General features: G+C 62.0%; 18 protein-coding genes and 1 riboswitch. Of the genes, 10 read left to right on the forward strand and 8 right to left on the reverse strand.

All coding sequences use genetic code 11. From position 1 onward, the window contains the following. Nucleotides 1–8 precede the first annotated feature (8 nt). Complete coding sequence (locus tag ACVTFQ_RS17010; RefSeq protein ID WP_111562658.1) at nt 9–1,838, reverse strand: ABC transporter ATP-binding protein/permease; 1,830 nt, start codon at nt 1,836–1,838, stop codon at nt 9–11. Between the two features lie 151 nt (nt 1,839–1,989). Beyond that, a riboswitch (SAM riboswitch) is annotated at nt 1,990–2,067 on the forward strand. A 34-nt stretch (nt 2,068–2,101) separates the two neighbouring features. Between ACVTFQ_RS17010 and metA the strand changes: the two genes are divergently transcribed. From metA to ACVTFQ_RS17045, 7 genes are all read left to right on the forward strand, one after another. Further along, entirely contained in the window at nt 2,102–3,025 is a 924-nt protein-coding gene (gene metA / locus ACVTFQ_RS17015; RefSeq protein WP_018901853.1) for a homoserine O-acetyltransferase MetA, read from the forward strand. 137 nt (nt 3,026–3,162) lie between these two features. Continuing rightward, nucleotides 3,163–4,185, forward strand: coding sequence for an aldose epimerase family protein (locus ACVTFQ_RS17020; protein WP_111562659.1), 1,023 nt, complete (start codon nt 3,163–3,165; stop codon nt 4,183–4,185). Nucleotides 4,186–4,298: 113 nt separating this feature from the next. Next, on the forward strand, nt 4,299–5,072 hold the full coding sequence (locus ACVTFQ_RS17025; RefSeq protein ID WP_111562660.1) for a GntR family transcriptional regulator: 774 nt from the start codon (nt 4,299–4,301) through the stop codon (nt 5,070–5,072). Beyond that, nucleotides 5,069–6,100 carry an SIS domain-containing protein gene (locus ACVTFQ_RS17030; RefSeq protein ID WP_111562661.1) on the forward strand — a complete coding sequence of 344 codons (1,032 nt, stop codon included), beginning with the start codon at nt 5,069–5,071 and terminating at the stop codon, nt 6,098–6,100. The genes ACVTFQ_RS17025 and ACVTFQ_RS17030 overlap by 4 nt, the downstream gene beginning before the upstream one ends. Further along, nucleotides 6,100–7,251, forward strand: a complete 1,152-nt coding sequence (gene nagA / locus ACVTFQ_RS17035; protein WP_111562662.1) for an N-acetylglucosamine-6-phosphate deacetylase — start codon at nt 6,100–6,102, stop codon at nt 7,249–7,251. The genes ACVTFQ_RS17030 and nagA overlap by 1 nt, the downstream gene beginning before the upstream one ends. A gap of 139 nt (nt 7,252–7,390) precedes the next feature. After that, nucleotides 7,391–7,537 (forward strand): hypothetical protein, encoded by a 147-nt coding sequence (locus tag ACVTFQ_RS17040; protein WP_181459262.1) that lies wholly within the window; start codon nt 7,391–7,393, stop codon nt 7,535–7,537. 85 nt (nt 7,538–7,622) lie between these two features. Then, entirely contained in the window at nt 7,623–7,775 is a 153-nt protein-coding gene (locus ACVTFQ_RS17045) for a hypothetical protein (RefSeq protein WP_181459263.1), read from the forward strand. A 27-nt stretch (nt 7,776–7,802) separates the two neighbouring features. Here ACVTFQ_RS17045 and phbB read toward each other — a convergent pair whose 3' ends face one another. Next, entirely contained in the window at nt 7,803–8,528 is a 726-nt protein-coding gene (gene phbB / locus ACVTFQ_RS17050; RefSeq protein WP_111562663.1) for a beta-ketoacyl-ACP reductase, read from the reverse strand. A gap of 69 nt (nt 8,529–8,597) precedes the next feature. Beyond that, nucleotides 8,598–9,779 carry an acetyl-CoA C-acetyltransferase gene (locus ACVTFQ_RS17055; protein WP_112436396.1) on the reverse strand — a complete coding sequence of 394 codons (1,182 nt, stop codon included), beginning with the start codon at nt 9,777–9,779 and terminating at the stop codon, nt 8,598–8,600. Nucleotides 9,780–10,016: 237 nt separating this feature from the next. On the opposite strand from ACVTFQ_RS17055, the gene phaR reads away from it, so the two are divergent. Then, nucleotides 10,017–10,595 carry a polyhydroxyalkanoate synthesis repressor PhaR gene (gene phaR / locus ACVTFQ_RS17060; protein ID WP_018901844.1) on the forward strand — a complete coding sequence of 193 codons (579 nt, stop codon included), beginning with the start codon at nt 10,017–10,019 and terminating at the stop codon, nt 10,593–10,595. A gap of 59 nt (nt 10,596–10,654) precedes the next feature. Here the strand turns inward: phaR and ACVTFQ_RS17065 are convergent, their stop codons facing one another. The 4 genes from ACVTFQ_RS17065 to mtgA form a co-directional block, all read right to left on the reverse strand. After that, the gene (locus tag ACVTFQ_RS17065) at nt 10,655–11,062 is read right to left on the reverse strand and encodes a hypothetical protein (RefSeq protein ID WP_111562665.1); all 408 of its coding nucleotides are present in this window, start codon (nt 11,060–11,062) and stop codon (nt 10,655–10,657) included. A 146-nt stretch (nt 11,063–11,208) separates the two neighbouring features. Then, nucleotides 11,209–11,394, reverse strand: coding sequence for a 50S ribosomal protein L32 (gene rpmF, locus ACVTFQ_RS17070; RefSeq protein WP_003543812.1), 186 nt, complete (start codon nt 11,392–11,394; stop codon nt 11,209–11,211). Between the two features lie 156 nt (nt 11,395–11,550). Beyond that, complete coding sequence (locus ACVTFQ_RS17075) at nt 11,551–12,198, reverse strand: glutathione S-transferase family protein (RefSeq protein WP_111562666.1); 648 nt, start codon at nt 12,196–12,198, stop codon at nt 11,551–11,553. A gap of 108 nt (nt 12,199–12,306) precedes the next feature. Further along, nucleotides 12,307–13,053 (reverse strand): monofunctional biosynthetic peptidoglycan transglycosylase, encoded by a 747-nt coding sequence (gene mtgA, locus ACVTFQ_RS17080; RefSeq protein WP_181459264.1) that lies wholly within the window; start codon nt 13,051–13,053, stop codon nt 12,307–12,309. A gap of 135 nt (nt 13,054–13,188) precedes the next feature. On the opposite strand from mtgA, the gene ACVTFQ_RS17085 reads away from it, so the two are divergent. Together ACVTFQ_RS17085 and ACVTFQ_RS17090 are read left to right on the forward strand one after the other, a co-directional pair. Continuing rightward, nucleotides 13,189–14,100, forward strand: coding sequence for a polyprenyl synthetase family protein (locus ACVTFQ_RS17085; RefSeq protein WP_111562667.1), 912 nt, complete (start codon nt 13,189–13,191; stop codon nt 14,098–14,100). A gap of 152 nt (nt 14,101–14,252) precedes the next feature. Further along, nucleotides 14,253–14,891, forward strand: coding sequence for a LysE family translocator (locus tag ACVTFQ_RS17090; RefSeq protein WP_111562668.1), 639 nt, complete (start codon nt 14,253–14,255; stop codon nt 14,889–14,891). A gap of 28 nt (nt 14,892–14,919) precedes the next feature. Here the strand turns inward: ACVTFQ_RS17090 and ispG are convergent, their stop codons facing one another. Beyond that, on the reverse strand, nt 14,920–16,173 hold the full coding sequence (gene ispG, locus ACVTFQ_RS17095) for a flavodoxin-dependent (E)-4-hydroxy-3-methylbut-2-enyl-diphosphate synthase (protein WP_047508990.1): 1,254 nt from the start codon (nt 16,171–16,173) through the stop codon (nt 14,920–14,922). Nucleotides 16,174–16,192 lie beyond the last annotated feature (19 nt).

The following is a 16,192-nucleotide window of genomic DNA, read 5'->3' on the forward strand; positions in this document are numbered from 1 at the left end:
CGAAGCGATCAGAGCGCCGGCGCCGGCGTGTTCGGCGCCTTGTCGGCGACCCTGCTCTCATCAGGCTTGGCGGCAAGTGCTTCGAGATGCAGCACGCGCGGATGGAACGCCTCGATGTAGGCGTCGGAGCGGCCGATATAGATCATCGTCGCATCCGGCATCGCCTCGAGCACCTTCATCATCGTCGACTGCCATTCGGGCTCCATGCCCTCGAGCACTTCGTCGAAGACCATCCATTGCGGCCGGACCAGCAAGAGGCGCGCGAAACCGATAGCCCGCTGTTCATCGGCATCGAGCAGCTTGTCCCAGCGTGCGCGCGTATCCAGGCGGGCAACGAGATTGTGCAGCCCCGCCTTTTCGAGCGCCGCCACCACATCGTCGTTCTTGTAGGTGTCGGCGGCTGCGGGAAACGCCAGCGCTTCGCGCAAAGTACCACCCGGAATATAGGCCGATTGCGGCACGAACAGCATGTCGTCGGTAGGTGGCAGGCCGATCTTGCCGCTGCCGCAAGGCCACAGCTCCGACATCGCCAGGAACAGCAGCTTGCGATTGACGTTGTGATCGCCGTTAATCATCACCTTCTCGCCGGCCTTGATGGTGACGCTGCCCTCATGCAGGCGGAAGCCGCCGCACTGGTCGATCTCCTCGTCCATCTTGGTGGCGATGGTCACATCCTCAAGCGTCAGCGTGCCCGGCGCGCTGCGCTCATAGGCGATCGTTTCCTTGAGATCGACATCGTCGCCCATCGTGGTGAGAGCCTGGCGGAAATCGGTGACGCGCATCAAGGTCGCGCGCCATTCGGCGATCGGGCCGAAGTTGGAGACATACCAGCGCAGCGCCGTGTTGACCTGGTTGAAGGCGCCGACCGACATCATCAGCTGGCCGAAGGTGAGGCCGCCGGAGAAATAGGCGGGCGCCGCCACGATGATCGGAATGACGACGACGAGCCAGCCGTAGCCGGCCGACACCCAGGTCAGATTGACGTTGGCCATCGCCAGCTTCTTGATGACGGCGAGAACGGCGCTGATATCGGTGTTGATCCGCCCCCGTTCATTTTCCTCGCCACGCGCCGCCGTGATCGCCGGAATGTTCTCGTTGGCATGCATCAGCGCGAAACGCAGCTCGGCTTCCTTGGAGAAACGATCGGCATTGAGCTTGACGAGCTTGCGTCCGACGAGCTGGCTGAGCACCGAGGCCGACGCGGCATAGAAGATCGCCGCCCACACCATATAGCCAGGAATGGAAAAGGCGTACTCGCCGAAACGGAAGACGAAGCCGCTCGACAGCTCCCAGAGAACGCCGATGAAGCTCACCAGCAGGATCGTCGATTGCACCAGACCGATGACAAGACCCGTGGTGCTTTCCGCCAGATTGCGCGCATCCTCATGCAGGCGCTGGTCCGGATTGACGCCAATCAGCCCGCTGGACGCCAGCCTGAGCGCCCGCTTGCGCTGCAGCCACTGGTCGACGAGATCGCGCGTCAGCCCCTCCCGCATGTAGAGCGCCGTCATCTGGTTCAGCCAGGCCTGCACCACGTTGAGCAAAAGCAGCATGCCGGCGATCAGCGCGAAGATCTTCAGCTGGTGGAAAAACCCCGGCAGATCGCGACGCGAGATGGCGTCGTAGAATGGCGCGTTCCACTGGTTGAGGATGACGGTGGCATAGGCTGTCGCCAGAATGATGCCGATCAAAGCCGTCGAGAGAATGAGCACCGGCGCGCGCACCCTGGAGTGCCAGAATGCCGAAAACATCACCTTGAGGCGGAAGATCAGGCTGAGATCATACCCTACCCGGTCCTGCCCCTGGATGCTCGGTCTGCTTTTGACGTCCTCTGCCATCATGCTTCCTTACGCGTATGTAGCACCTGAATAGCACCGTGAGTCAGCCTGTCCAGCAACAGTTTCTAGCATCAGGTAATGCGCGAGTTACCTCGGCAAATAGGCGACGCCGCGTATCGGTCATTGATTCGCGGCCTGACTGGGTCTATTTAGAGCGCTCCGTGGTGATTTGGCCGGCCGGCTTGCAGCCACGTTAAAGAAGTTGCTAAAGGGCCGCGTGCGGACCGATAGCGATATTTTCGTTTTTTCATCGAGTGACCGCTATGCCGATCAAGATCCCCGATACCCTGCCCGCCTTTGAAACCCTGGTTCAGGAAGGTGTGCGCGTAATGACCGAGACGGCCGCGATCCGTCAGGACATTCGCCCCCTGCAGATCGGGCTTCTGAACCTCATGCCGAACAAGATCAAGACCGAGATCCAGATGGCGCGCCTCATCGGCGCCTCGCCGCTGCAGGTCGAGCTGTCGCTTGTTCGCGTCGGGAACCACAAGGCGAAGAACACCTCGGAAGATCATCTCTTCTCCTTCTACCAGACCTGGGAGGAGATCAAACACCGGAAGTTCGACGGCTTCATTATCACAGGCGCGCCGATCGAAACGCTTCCATACGAAGACGTTACTTATTGGGATGAAATGCAGCAGATTTTCGACTGGACGCGCACCAACGTTCACTCCGCGATGAATGTCTGCTGGGGCGCGATGGCCGCGATCTACCATTTCCACGATATTCCCAAGCACGCGCTAACGGAAAAGGCCTTCGGCGTCTATCGCCACAAGAACCTCAAGCCGTCGTCGGTCTATCTCAACGGCTTCTCCGACAATTTCGAGGTTCCGGTCTCGCGCTGGACTGAAGTGCGCCGCGCCGATATCGAAAAATCCGACACGCTGGAAATCCTGATGGAATCGAGCGAGATGGGAGTCTGCCTCGTTCACGAGAAGAAAGGCAATCGGCTCTATATCTTCAACCACGTCGAATATGATTCGACATCGCTCGGTGACGAGTATTTCCGCGACGTGAATGCCGGCGTTCCGATCAAGATGCCGCACAATTACTTCCCGCACAACGACCCCTCGATCCCGCCGCAGAACCGCTGGCGCAGCCACGCGCATTTGCTGTTCGGAAACTGGATCAACGAAATCTACCAGACGACGCCTTACAATCTGGAAGATATTGGCGAGGACGGCTGAGACCTTTTCGCTTTGCTTGATACGCCGCCGGACCTGACCGGCGGCGTTTGTTTTTTATATCGCGGCGGTTGCGATTTCATTCAATTGAGAGCAGGTTCCCTCGCGAAATTGCGGACGCGAACCGGGGAGGAAACAGGATGGCGGATGGATTGAAGCGGGACGTTTTTGGAACGACGAAGACGGGCGAGACCGTCCATCGCGTCGAAATCTCGGGCGGCGGGCTCACCGCCAAGGTGATCACCTGGGGCGCCGTCATTCAGGATCTCAGGCTCGAAGGCCATGACGCGCCGCTCACCCTCGGCTTCGATGATTTCGACAGCTACCCCGCCCATTCCGCCTATTTCGGCGCGACGCCCGGCCGCAATGCCAACCGCATCGGCGGCGGCAAGTTCACGATCGACGGCAAGAATTATCAGCTCGACCTCAACGAAAACGGCGTCAGCCACCTGCATGGCGGCTTCGAGAACATCGCGCTGCGCAACTGGACGATCGTCGAGCATGACAGCGACCGCGTCGTCCTGAAGATCGTCGACGCCGACGGCCGCGGCGGCTACCCCGGCAATTGCACTATCCTCGTCACCTACCGCGTGCATGGCGATGGCGAACTCTCGGTCGTCTACGAGACGACCAGCGACCAGCCGACCATCGCCAATGTCTGCCAGCACGCCTATTTCAATCTCGACGGCCGCGATGACACGCTTGGCCACGACATCATGATCGCGGCCGACAGCTATCTTCCGACCGACGAGCGCCAGATCCCGACCGGCGAGATCCGCCCGGTGCAAGGCACGGTGTTCGACTTCCGCGAAATGGCCTCGCTGAAGCGCTTCGAGGGCGACACCCAGGCGCTCTACGATCACAATTTCTGCCTCTCGTCCGAACGTGTCGCCAAGCGCTCGGTGGTGCTCGCGCGCAGCCTCTATTCCGGCGTGTCGATGGAAGTGCGCACGACCGAGCCCGGCGTCCAGTTCTACGCCGCCTTCAAACTCGACGTGCCGGTGCCTGGTATCGGCGGCCGCAAATACGGCCCCTTCGCCGGCTTCTGCCTGGAAACCCAGATCTGGCCCGACGCCATCAACCACGAGGGCTTCCCCAACGCGGTTCTGCGCCCCGGCGAAGTGCTTCGCCAGGAAACGGACTACATCTTCTCGAAGAGCTGACGGCCACCTGCCGACCATGCCCGATGTCATCAAACCCTCGCAGACCTCTGCGAGGGTTTTTTCATGCAAGTTAGCGCTTGCAATTGGTTCCAAAGAGGTTCTATTTTAATCTCATGGATAGAACCAGTCTGATAGCCGAGATCGAGGCACGCGGACTGCGCGACACAGCGCGCAGCGGACCTCTCTATCGCCGTCTCGCACAGACGTTGACCGGGCTGATCAATGAGGGGCTACTGAAGCCGGGGGCAGCACTGCCGAGCGAGCGCGATCTGGCCGAATCCCTGAAGATCGGTCGCGTCACGGTGCGCACCGCCTATCGCGATCTCCTGAATTCAGGCACGCTGGAATCGCGCCATGGCAGCGGCACCTTCGTCTCCGCCAAGGTGGAGCGCATGGAGCAGTCGCTCTGGCGGCTTTCATCCTTCTCCGAAGACATGCGCTCGCGCGGCCGCGTGCCGGCGGCGCGGATTCTGTCGCGCACCATCAACAAGCCCTCGCCGGAGGAGGCCTTCCTGCTAGGCCTCGGCGTCGACGAGCGCGTGTTGCGCCTCGATCGCCTGCGCCTTGCCGACGGGCTGCCGCTGGCGATCGATCGCTCCGTGGTCCCCGTTAAGTTTCTCGATGACACCGCCGGCGGCGAAGGCTCGCTCTATGACGCTCTGACGGCAAGCGGCCATCGCCCGGTGCGCGCGCTGCAGAAGCTCTCCGCCGTCACGCTCGACGCGACGTCGGCGGCAGCGCTCGACGTTGCGGCCGGCGCCCCCGCCCTTCTGATCGAACGCATATCGCGCCTGGAAGACCAGCGCGTCGTTGAATACACCCGCTCCCACTACCGTGGCGATGCATATGATTTTGTTGCAGAATTGAGAATTGGAGACGAGCTATGAGTGAAACCCAGTCGCTGATGTTGCAGGAAGCCGGCCAGTCCCCCGAGGTGGTTGCGACGCTGCTGCGCAAGGAAAAGCCTGTTTTCGACGAGATCGCCAAGCTCTTTTCCAAGAACGCGCCAAGCGTCGTCACCACTGCCGCGCGCGGCTCGTCCGACCATGCCGCCACCTTCTTCAAATATCTCTTCGAGATCACCTGCGGCATTCCGGTGGCCTCGGTCGGCCCATCGATCGCGTCGGTCTATGGCACGCCGCTGCGCCTCAAGGGTGGCATCCACTTCACCGTATCGCAATCAGGTGCGAGCCCCGATATCGTCGCACTTCAGGAAGCGGCCAAGCGCGGCGGCGCGACGACCATTGCCGTCGTCAATGTCACCGACAGCCCGCTCGCCAAGCAGGCCGATCTCATGCTCGACCTCAACGCCGGCGCCGAGAAGAGCGTCGCGGCAACCAAGTCCTTCATCGCCTCGGTCGCGGCTCTGTCAGGCGTCACGGCGGCAATCGGCGCCAGTGCCGACCTGCAGGCAGCACTTGAAAAGCTTCCCGAAGCGCTGAACGCCACATCGGGCATCGATACGGCTGCCGCCGAGGACGTGCTCTTCAACGCCACCTCGCTATACACCGGCGGCCGCGGCCCGGCCTTCGCCATCGCTCTCGAGGCAGCGCTGAAGGCCAAGGAGACCTCCGGCCTGCATGCCGAAGCCTTCTCGCTTGCTGAACTCATGCACGGCCCGATGCGCCTGGTGCAGCCGGGCTTCCCGATCCTTTCCTTCACGCCCGATGACGCGGCCTACGCCAACAACGTCAAGGCGCTGGAGCGTCTGAGCAAGCTCGGCGCCACCACGGTGCCCTTCTCGACCAAGGAACTTCCCGGCATCAACCTGCGCGTCCCTACGACAGGCAACGGCCTCCTGGACCCGCTGGTCTCGCTGCTGGTCTACTATCGCATGATCGAGGCGGTCACCCGCCGCAAGGGCTTCGACCCCGACAAGCCGGCGAACCTCTTGAAGGTGACGGAGACCGTCTGATGTCGCGCAAGATCTTCATCGGCGCCCGCATCTTCGACGGCGAGCGCTTTCACGACGACAAGGCGCTTGTCGTCGCAGACGGGCGCATCGAGACGATCGCCGGCCTGAACGACCTGCCTGATGGCGAGACGATCACGCTCGACGGCGGCATCCTCGCGCCCGGCTTCATCGACGCCCAGGTGAATGGCGGCGCCGGCCGGATGCTGAACGACGAGCCATCGCCCGCCTCCATGTACCGCATCGCCGAGGGCCATCGCCCCTATGGCACGACGTCGTTGCTGCCGACGCTGATCACCGATACCGGCGAAGCGACGGCCGCCGCGATCGACGCCGCGAAAGAAGCAGTCAAGGCGAATCGCGGCGTGGCCGGCCTCCATCTCGAGGGTCCCCATCTCGCGCCTGCCCGCAAGGGCGCGCATCTGGCCGAACTGATGCGCCCGGTAGAGGACCGCGACGTCAAGGCACTTTCCGCCGCCGCCGAGGCGATCGGCACGCTGCTGGTGACGATGGCGGCCGAGCAGGTCACGGCACAACAGGTGCGGGAACTGAGCGAAGCGGGCGTCACAGTCAGCATCGGCCACTCCGATTGCACGAGCGAAGCCGCCGAGGCGCGCTTCGACGCCGGCGCCCGTGGCGTGACGCATCTCTTCAACGCCATGAGCCAGCTTGGCCATCGCACGCCCGGGCTTGTCGGCGCGGCAATCGATCATCCGGCCGTCTGGTGCGGCATCATCGCCGATGGCCACCACGTCGACCCCAAGGCGCTGCGCACGGCGCTTCGAGCCAAGCGCGGCGAGGGCAAGCTGTTCTTCGTCACCGACGCCATGTCGCTGGTGGGTTCAACAGAGAACAGCTTTACGCTGAACGGCCGCACGGTGCGGCGCGAGACCGGCGCCTTCTGCTCAAGGCTGGTGCTGTCAGACGGCACGCTCGCCGGCTCCGACGTCGATATGGCCTCGGCGATCCGCTATGGCCTGACCTATCTCGACCTCTCGCTCTCAGAAGCGCTGCGCATGGCAACGCTCTACCCCGCCCGCTTCCTGAAGCTCGATGACCGTGGCCGCCTCGCACCCGGCCTGCGCGCCGATCTTGTTCACATGAGCGACGGGATCAAGATCAACCAGACCTGGATCAGCGGCGAGCCTGCGTGACCGCGAAATGCCGATTGTCAATTTGGCGTTGACAATCGGTCGCCAAAGCCTAGTCTATCCGGCAACGGCGGGCAGGCTCATATTCCCCTCACGAAACGGCGGCACATCAGATGCGCCACCCCTGTGAGAGGACAAAATCATGGCCCAGATCATCCTGAATTCGGCAACCGCCATTCTGATCGCGGCAGCATTTCTGGCAACGGCGGCAATGGCGCTCCGCACTGAAAACCAGGTGCGCGTCCGCGTGCCTGTGAAGGTCCGCGACCGGCAGCATCCCAACGGTTGAATGACCGAATAATTCCTCGAATTCGCCCCAATATCGACACCGGTCGGGATCAGGAATGCCTCGACCGGCTCGGGAGGGAAAGACAATGACGAAGATCATCGGCGCTGCGGCAATCTTGACGATTGCGCTCGCCACTTATGCGGCCTCGCTCAACCCATACGACACGAGCAAGATCCCGCATAAGCAGTCTCACCAGACGACCGTCAGCGATACCGAACATACCGCCTCGATCCGCTAAGCATATCCGTCTAAGGCAGAGCCCGCTTTAGACGAACAACTGCCCGCCATTGGCGCTGAGCGTCGAGCCGGTGATGAAGCCGGCATCATCCGAAACCAGGAACACAACGCAGCGCGCGACCTCGTCGGGCGTGCCGAGACGCCCCACCGGGATCTGCGGAATGATGCGCTCGTTGAGCACCTTCTCCGGGATCGCCAGCACCATCTCGGTGCCGATATAGCCGGGGCAGATGGCGTTGACGGTGATGTTCTTCGCCGCCCCTTCCTGGGCAAGCGCCTTGGTGAAGCCGAGATCACCGGCCTTTGCCGCCGAATAGTTCGCCTGCCCCATCTGGCCCTTCTGACCATTGATCGACGAGATATTGACGATGCGCCCGAAGCTGCGCTCGCGCATGCCGGCCCAGACCTGATGCGTCATGTTGAACAGGCCGGTGAGGTTGGTGTTGATCACCTCGTGCCATTGCTGCGGCGTCATCTTGTGGAACATCGCATCGCGCGTGATGCCGGCATTGTTGATGAGCACCTCGATCGGGCCGATCTCGGCCTCGATCCGCGCCAGGCCTTCCGAACAGGCCTCGTAGCTCGACACGTCCCATTTGAAAACGGGAATGCCGGTTTCCGCGTGAAACGCCTGCGCGGCCTCGTCATTGCCGGCATAGTTGGCGGCGACCCGATAGCCCGCACTCTTCAAGGCCAGTGAAATGGCGGCGCCAATACCGCGCGTACCGCCGGTGACAACAGCGACTCTGCTCATGTTCCGCTCCCCATATGTAAGGCTCCGCTATCCCCGGAGCTCAACCAAGACACGATATAAAGCAGGCTATTAAAGTGCTTCGAAGCACATGGCGACGCCCATTCCGCCGCCGATGCATAATGTCGCAAGTCCCTTCTTGGCGCCGCGGCGCTTCATCTCGAACAGCAGCGTGTTGAGCACGCGTGCGCCGGACGCGCCGATCGGATGGCCGATGGCGATCGCCCCACCATTGACGTTGACGATCTCGGGGTTCCAGCCGAGATCCTTGTTGACCGCGCAGGCCTGCGCGGCGAAGGCCTCGTTGGCCTCGACGAGGTCGAGATCGTTGATCGACCAGCCGGCCTTCTCCAGCGCCTTGCGCGAAGCCGGGATCGGGCCCGTACCCATGATCTGCGGATCGACGCCGGCGGTGGCCCAAGACACGATACGCGCCAGCGGCTGGATACCGCGACGCGATGCTTCCTGTTCGGTCATCAGCACGGCAGCCGCCGCACCGTCATTCAGACCCGAGGCGTTGGCGGCCGTGACCGTGCCTTCCTTGTCGAACGCCGGGCGAAGCTTCGCCATTGCCTCCATGGTGGCACCATGGCGGATATATTCGTCCGCATCGACCGTGACATCGCCCTTGCGCCCCTGGATGACGAAGGGAATGATCTCGTCGGCGAAACGTCCGGCCTTCTGCGCGGCCTCGGCCTTGTTCTGTGAGGCGACAGCGAACATGTCCTGCTCCTCGCGCGTCAGCTGCCACTGGCGTGCGATGTTTTCGGCGGTCACGCCCATGTGGTAGCCGTAGAAGGCGTCGGTGAGGCCATCCTTGATCATGGTATCGACCATCTTCATGTCGCCCATCTTGGTGCCGGCGCGCAGGTGCGCGGCATGCGGCGCCATCGACATGGATTCCTGGCCGCCGGCGACGATGATCTTCGCATCGCCGAGCGCGATCTGCTGCATGCCGAGTGCGACCGCGCGCAGGCCGGAACCGCAGAGCTGGTTGATGCCCCAGGCGGTCGCTTCCTTGGGAACGCCGGCCTTCCTCGCCGCCTGCCGCGCCGGGTTCTGCCCCTCGCCCGCCGGCAGCACCTGCCCCAGGATGACTTCGTCGACTTCGGAGGCATCGACGCCCGCACGATCGAGCGCGCCCTTGACGGCCGCCGCACCCAGTTCATGGGCGGCGACGGTGGCGAAAGCACCGTTGAACGAGCCGACGGCCGTACGGCCGGCGCTGGCGATGACGATAGACTGACTGGACATGAAGGTCTCCTCGTTTTGCTCCACCACATATAGGTTGAAACTGACAAAGCTTCATCGCCAAGTCAAACGACAAGAGAGCACATGCGAATTTTCGAAAGAACTTACGCTGCGTGAATTGTCTTGCACTAAAAGGGGCTTGCCGCATCGCACAAAGAGATTGTCACCGGCCCGATTTTGCGTCTACACTCCCAAGTGGAGGAATTTCAATGACAATAAGACGGGCTTTGGGAGATTCATATGGCGAAGAATGAGGGCCAGGTAGCGATCAAGAAATACGCCAATCGCCGACTGTATAACACGGGCACCAGCACATACGTGACGCTGGAAGACCTGGCGGAGATGGTGAAGAAGGGAGAGGACTTCACCGTACAGGATGCCAAGAGCGGCGACGACATCACGCATTCCGTGTTGACGCAGATCATCTTCGAGCAGGAATCGAAGACCGGCAACACGCTGCTACCCATTTCCTTCCTACGCCAGCTGATCACCTATTATGGCGACCAGATGCAGATGGTGGTTCCGAGCTTCCTGGAACACTCCATGCGCGCCTTTACCGAGCAGCAGACGCAGATGCGCGAGCAGGTGACGCGTGCCTTCGGCGAGACGCCGCTGACGAAGAACCTGCAGCTGCCCATGCAGATGGTCGAGGACCAGGTGCGCCGCAACACCGAGATGTTCCAGCAGGCGATGCAGATGTTCTCGCCCTTCAAGGCGCCGGCAACAGCCGCCAAGGAAAGCCGCAAGGCCGAGGCCAAGGACATCGATGAACTCAAGGAACAGCTGCGCGCGCTTCAGAGCAAGCTCGACAGTCTCTGATACCAAACCCTATCGCTTCGCATCTCCTCAAGCCCCAGAGCTCGGGGAGATGCCGAAACTCATAGCCCGATAGAGACATCCCGCCCGGCGCTGCGGATCGATACCGCAAAGCCGCCGACCACATCGATCAGCGCGATCGTCAGAAGAATGAAGAACACCTGCGTCGCCGCATCGGGAACGAGCAGGAACTCCACCAGAAACGCGATGAAAACAAGCATGGACAGCATGTGGTTGGCCAGGCTTCCGCGTGCGTTGCGCGTCGCGCGCAAGATCTCGAAGAACAACACGACGAGCGCCACGACGATGAACAGGTCTCCGAGCGACATGCTCCAGATCGCCCCTGAGATCATCGACAGTACGATGAGGTCATTGTGAAGCGCGGGAAGTCCGCCGCTGCCCATCAAGCCGACCATCGCAAGATTATAGAGAATGAAAGGCACGACCATCAGCGGAATTGCAGTGAACATGTGGCGGTATTCTCCCTCGGTGGAAGAATAGTGCCGTAAATCACCGCGTCACTTCAAGTGATCATGCGATATATTATTGCCAAAACGCAAAAGGCCGGCACACGGCCGGCCTTGCGAATTCTGCTGAAGCAGAACGCATAATGAAATTATGCGCTTTCCTTCGGCGTCAGAACCTGACGGCCGCGGTACATACCGGTCTTCAGATCGATATGGTGCGGGCGACGCAGTTCGCCGGAGTTCTTGTCTTCAACGTAGGTCGGGGCCTTCAGCGCGTCAGCAGAGCGGCGCATACCGCGCTTGGACGGGCTTGTTTTTCTCTTAGGTACAGCCATTTTTCTTACTCCACTTCACAGGCGAACACATCCAACGGCCAGACTGGCGGCCGAAACGACATATCGCGATTTCGGAAATTTTGCGCGCTTATACATGCCTTGGAGGGGCTTGACCAGTCCCCAGCTTTATTTTTTGAGATTCACTTGAATCTCTCATCAGACCTCGTCTTCCTCGACGATCCACGGCTCCGCGCGCGCCGCATCCTCCCAAGCCTTCCAGGCCGGAAGGGCCTTCATTGCCGCCATATAGCTCAACGTATCGCCCGACGCCACCAGATCGTAGATCTCGAAGCGATTGACGACGGGCGCAAACATCGCATCGGCGCCGGAGAATTCACCGAACAGGAAGGGACCGCCGGAATGAGCGCGCAGATCCCGCCAAATCGTCTCGATGCGAGCCACATCAGCCATGACGCCATCGGCGAGCGCAATCCGGCCCTTCGGGCGGCGCATGTTCATCGGACAGGCGCTGCGCAGCGCCCTGAAGCCCGAGAGCATCTCCATCGACACCGCGCGCGCCACGGCCCGCTTGTCGCGCGCCTTCGGCCACAGTCCGGCTTCGGGAAAAAGCTCGGCGACATATTCGATGATGGCAAGCGACTGCCACACGCGGGTGGCGCCATGCTGCAGCACCGGCACCTGCCCGGTCGGCGAAAACGCCCGGAAATGCGGATTGCCGGCCGCGTTATCGAAGGGAACCAGAACCTCCTCGAACGGAATGCCCGCAGCCGTCATGGCGATCCAGGGGCGGAACGACCAAGAGGAATAGTTCTTGTTGCCGATATAGAGCGTCAGCTGGTCCAAAGATCTCTCCCTTGCAAGCAAGCGCGGCCGGGCCGCGCGCATCATCCTTCATACGTGCCATCACGCATGCCAGATGACATCTGGGGTCACCAGCGACATCTTCTGATGTCAGTCATAAATGCATCTGATGTATTCGCCGGAACTGCGCGCCCGGCGCTCGATGACGCCCGCCAGACTGCGCAGGCCGCGGCCAGGTTTACCTGCGTTGCGGTCGATCGGGTTGGGCAGCGACACGGCAAGCAGGGCCGCCTGCCGGCTGGTGAGCTTTGACGCCGGCACCTTGAAGTGATAGCGCGCCGCCGCCTCGATGCCGTAGATACCCGGCCCCCATTCGGCGATGTTGAGATAGATCTCCATCAGCCGCCGCTTCGACCAGACGAAATCGGCGGTGACCGCCAGCGGCAATTCCATCGCCTTGCGCACGAAGGAACGGCTGTTCCACAGGAACAGGTTCTTCGCCGTCTGCATCGGAATGGTGCTGCCGCCGCGTGTTGCTTCACCGCGCAGCGTGTCGGTGACCAGCATCCGCATCTCGCCCCAATCGACGCCACCATGGAAACAGAACTGCCCGTCTTCCGACATCATCACCGATTGCACCAGAACCGGCGAGATCTGGTCGATCGACACCCATTGCCGGTCGTAGCCACGCAAGAGAGCCAGATCGCGCAGCATCAAGGTCGAGACCGGATGGATGAAGGGCAACACGTAGAGGAAGATCAGCGCATAGGGCAGGACGAGGAGTGCGGCGATCGCCAGAACAATGCGCATCATAAGCGAACGACCCTTCAGCCAAACGAGGGCGCGCCGATGGATCGGCATGGCCATGCTGTCGTCTGTCTCCGGCGTGATGTCCAATTCCCCTGACCCAGTCTCGTTCCCCTCTTCTCCATACCGCCTGCAAACTGGCATGGCCAGACACAAAGGAAATCTTGGTTGCTCTGTCGACAATTCCGTTGCAAGCCCAAGCCCGCCCGTGCCAAACAACGCCGCATGAACGCGCATCTGAAGACATTCGAAAACCGGCTCGCGGCCAACGCCCGTGAGATCGAAGGCGTGCTCGACGCGCTGCTTTCTCAAGCGATCTTGGACGACGAGATCATCCGCCCGGAAAACCTGCGCTCGGCCATGCACTACGCAGTGCTGAACGGCGGCAAACGGCTGCGCCCGTTTCTTGTTGTCGAGACGGCAACGATGCTCGGCGGCAATCGCGACGCCGCCTTGCGGATCGGCGCCGCACTCGAATGCGTTCACTGTTATTCGCTCGTCCACGACGACCTTCCCGCCATGGACGACGACGACCTGCGCCGTGGCAAACCGACGGTCCATATTGCCTATGATGAGGCCACCGCCATTCTCGCCGGCGACAGTCTGCTGACATACGCCTTCGACATCATCGCCTCGACGCCAGGCATCGACGAGGCGAGCAAGGTCGCGCTGATCCTGGCGCTGTCGCGGGCCTCCGGCCTCGGCGGCATGGCCGGCGGACAGGCGCTCGATCTGGCCGCAGAGAAGCAGGCACCGGACGAACAGGGCATCATCATGCTGCAGGCGATGAAAACGGGTGCCCTCATCCGCTTTGCGTGCGAGGCAGGCGCCATCGTGGCCGGCAGCCCGGCCGAGGACCGCGCGACATTGCGCCGGTTCGGCGAACGCATCGGCCTCGCCTTCCAGCTGGCCGACGACATCCTCGACCTCACCGCCGACAGCGCCACCATGGGCAAGGCAACCGGCAAGGACGCCGGCCGCGGCAAGGGTACTCTGGTGGGCCTGCACGGCATGGCCTGGGCCGAGGCGACGCTTTCAGCCCATGTGAAGGAAGCAGAAGCCCTGCTGGCCCCCTATGGCGAGCGCGCCACGGTTCTCGTCGAAGCCGCCCGCTTCATCGCCGAGCGCAAGAGCTGAGACGGACAAGCGTTAGCAATCGCTGAAAAAGCGTCACCGAGACAAGATTCCGGCGCTCCCTCAGGCCCTGCTCTCTTGCCGAACGACACGTGGCGCGCCTAGAACTTGGCGCAAGGCCGCAACGATGCGCGGCCGTTCCCAAGAGAAGCGCCATGCACGAGACCCTCAGCTACCTTCCGCAGATCTTGCCCGCCTATATCGCCTACATCGTCGCCGTCATCAGCCCCGGCCCGGCCATCATGGCGATCGTCTCGACATCCATGGTGCATGGCCGCAAGGCCGGCATGACGATCTCGCTCGGTATCTTCGCCGGCTCCTTCACCTGGGCCTGCGCGGCAGCACTCGGGCTCGCCACCATCCTCAACACCTATGCGGTGGCGCTTGAGATTCTGAAGATCTTCGGCGGCCTATATCTGCTCTATCTCGCCTACAAGGCCTTCAAGGCCGTGCGCGCCAACCCCGATATCAAGCAGGCCACGACGCCGAAGAACATGTCGACGCGCGCGCTTCTCCTACGCGGCTACGGCATTCACGTCACCAATCCGAAGGCGATCTTCGCGTGGCTGGCGATCATCGCGCTCGGCATGCCGCAGGGCGCGCCGGCATCCGTTGCCGGCCTGATCGTCGGTATCTGCCTGACCACGGGCTTCATCGTCTTCATGGGCTATGCCGTGCTGTTCTCGACACCGCAGGCACTGAAGATTTATTCAAGTCTGCGCCGCTGGATCGAAGGCGCCATGGCGGCCTTCTACTGCTTCGCAGGGCTGAAGCTGCTCACCAGCCGTATCTGATTTTGGATAGGAAAAGCGACGGCGCGGATTACTCCGCCGCCGTCCTGTTCTGGCCGAAGCGCTTTTCGATGTAATCGGCGACCAGCGCCTCGAAATCCGACGCGATATTCGGACCACGCAGCGTCATCGCCTTCTGACCGTCGATATAGACGGGCGCAGACGGGCTTTCGCCCGTTCCCGGCAGCGAGATGCCGATATCGGCATGCTTGCTCTCACCCGGGCCATTGACGATGCAGCCCATGACCGCGACGTTGAGCGCCTCGACACCCGGATACTTATCGCGCCACACGGGCATGTTCTTGCGCAGATCGTTCTGGATGTTCTGCGCCAGTTCCTGGAACACCGTCGACGTCGTACGGCCGCAGCCGGGACAAGCTGCGACAACGGGAATGAACTGACGAAAGCCCATGACCTGCAGGATTTCCTGCGCCACCTGCACTTCGCGCGTACGATCGCCATTCGGCTCCGGCGTCAACGATACACGGATCGTATCGCCGATCCCGTGCTGCAGCACAAAGCCCATGGCAGCCGACGAAGCGACGATGCCCTTGGTGCCCATGCCGGCTTCGGTGAGGCCGAGATGCAGCGCGTGGTCAGAGCGCTCCGACAGCATGGAATAGACGGCGATCAGGTCCTGCACCTGGCTGACCTTGGCCGACAGGATGATGCGGTTGCGCGGCAGGCCGATCTCTTCGGCAAGATTTGCCGAGATCAGCGCCGACTGAACGATCGCCTCGCGGGTGACCTGGCGCGCCGACAGCGGCGAACCGGCCGCCGAATTCTGGTCCATTAGCGCGGTCAGCAGTTCCTGATCGAGCGAACCCCAGTTGACGCCGATGCGCACGGGCTTGTCGTAGCGGATCGCCATCTCGATGATGTCGCCGAACTGCTTGTCCTTCTTGTCCTTGAAGCCGACATTCCCGGGATTGATCCGGTATTTCGCCAGCGCCTCGGCGCAATCGGGATGATCGGCAAGGAGCTTGTGGCCGATATAGTGGAAGTCGCCGACCAGCGGCACATCCATGCCGAGGCGCAGCAGCCGGTCGCGGATGCGCGGCACGGCGGCGGCACTCTCATCGCGATCGACGGTGATGCGAACGAGCTCGGAGCCGGCCTTGTAGAGCGCGGCCACCTGGGCGACCGTGGCGTCGATATCGGCCGTATCCGTATTGGTCATCGACTGGACGACGACGGGCGCGCCGCCGCCGACGATGACGCCGCCGACATCGACGGCAACGGATGCGCGGCGCGGTTTCGGATCAAAATCCGTAGCTGAAGACATGGATAGAGCTCTTGAACCC

This window comes from Rhizobium sp. O111 (genome assembly GCF_055616315.1).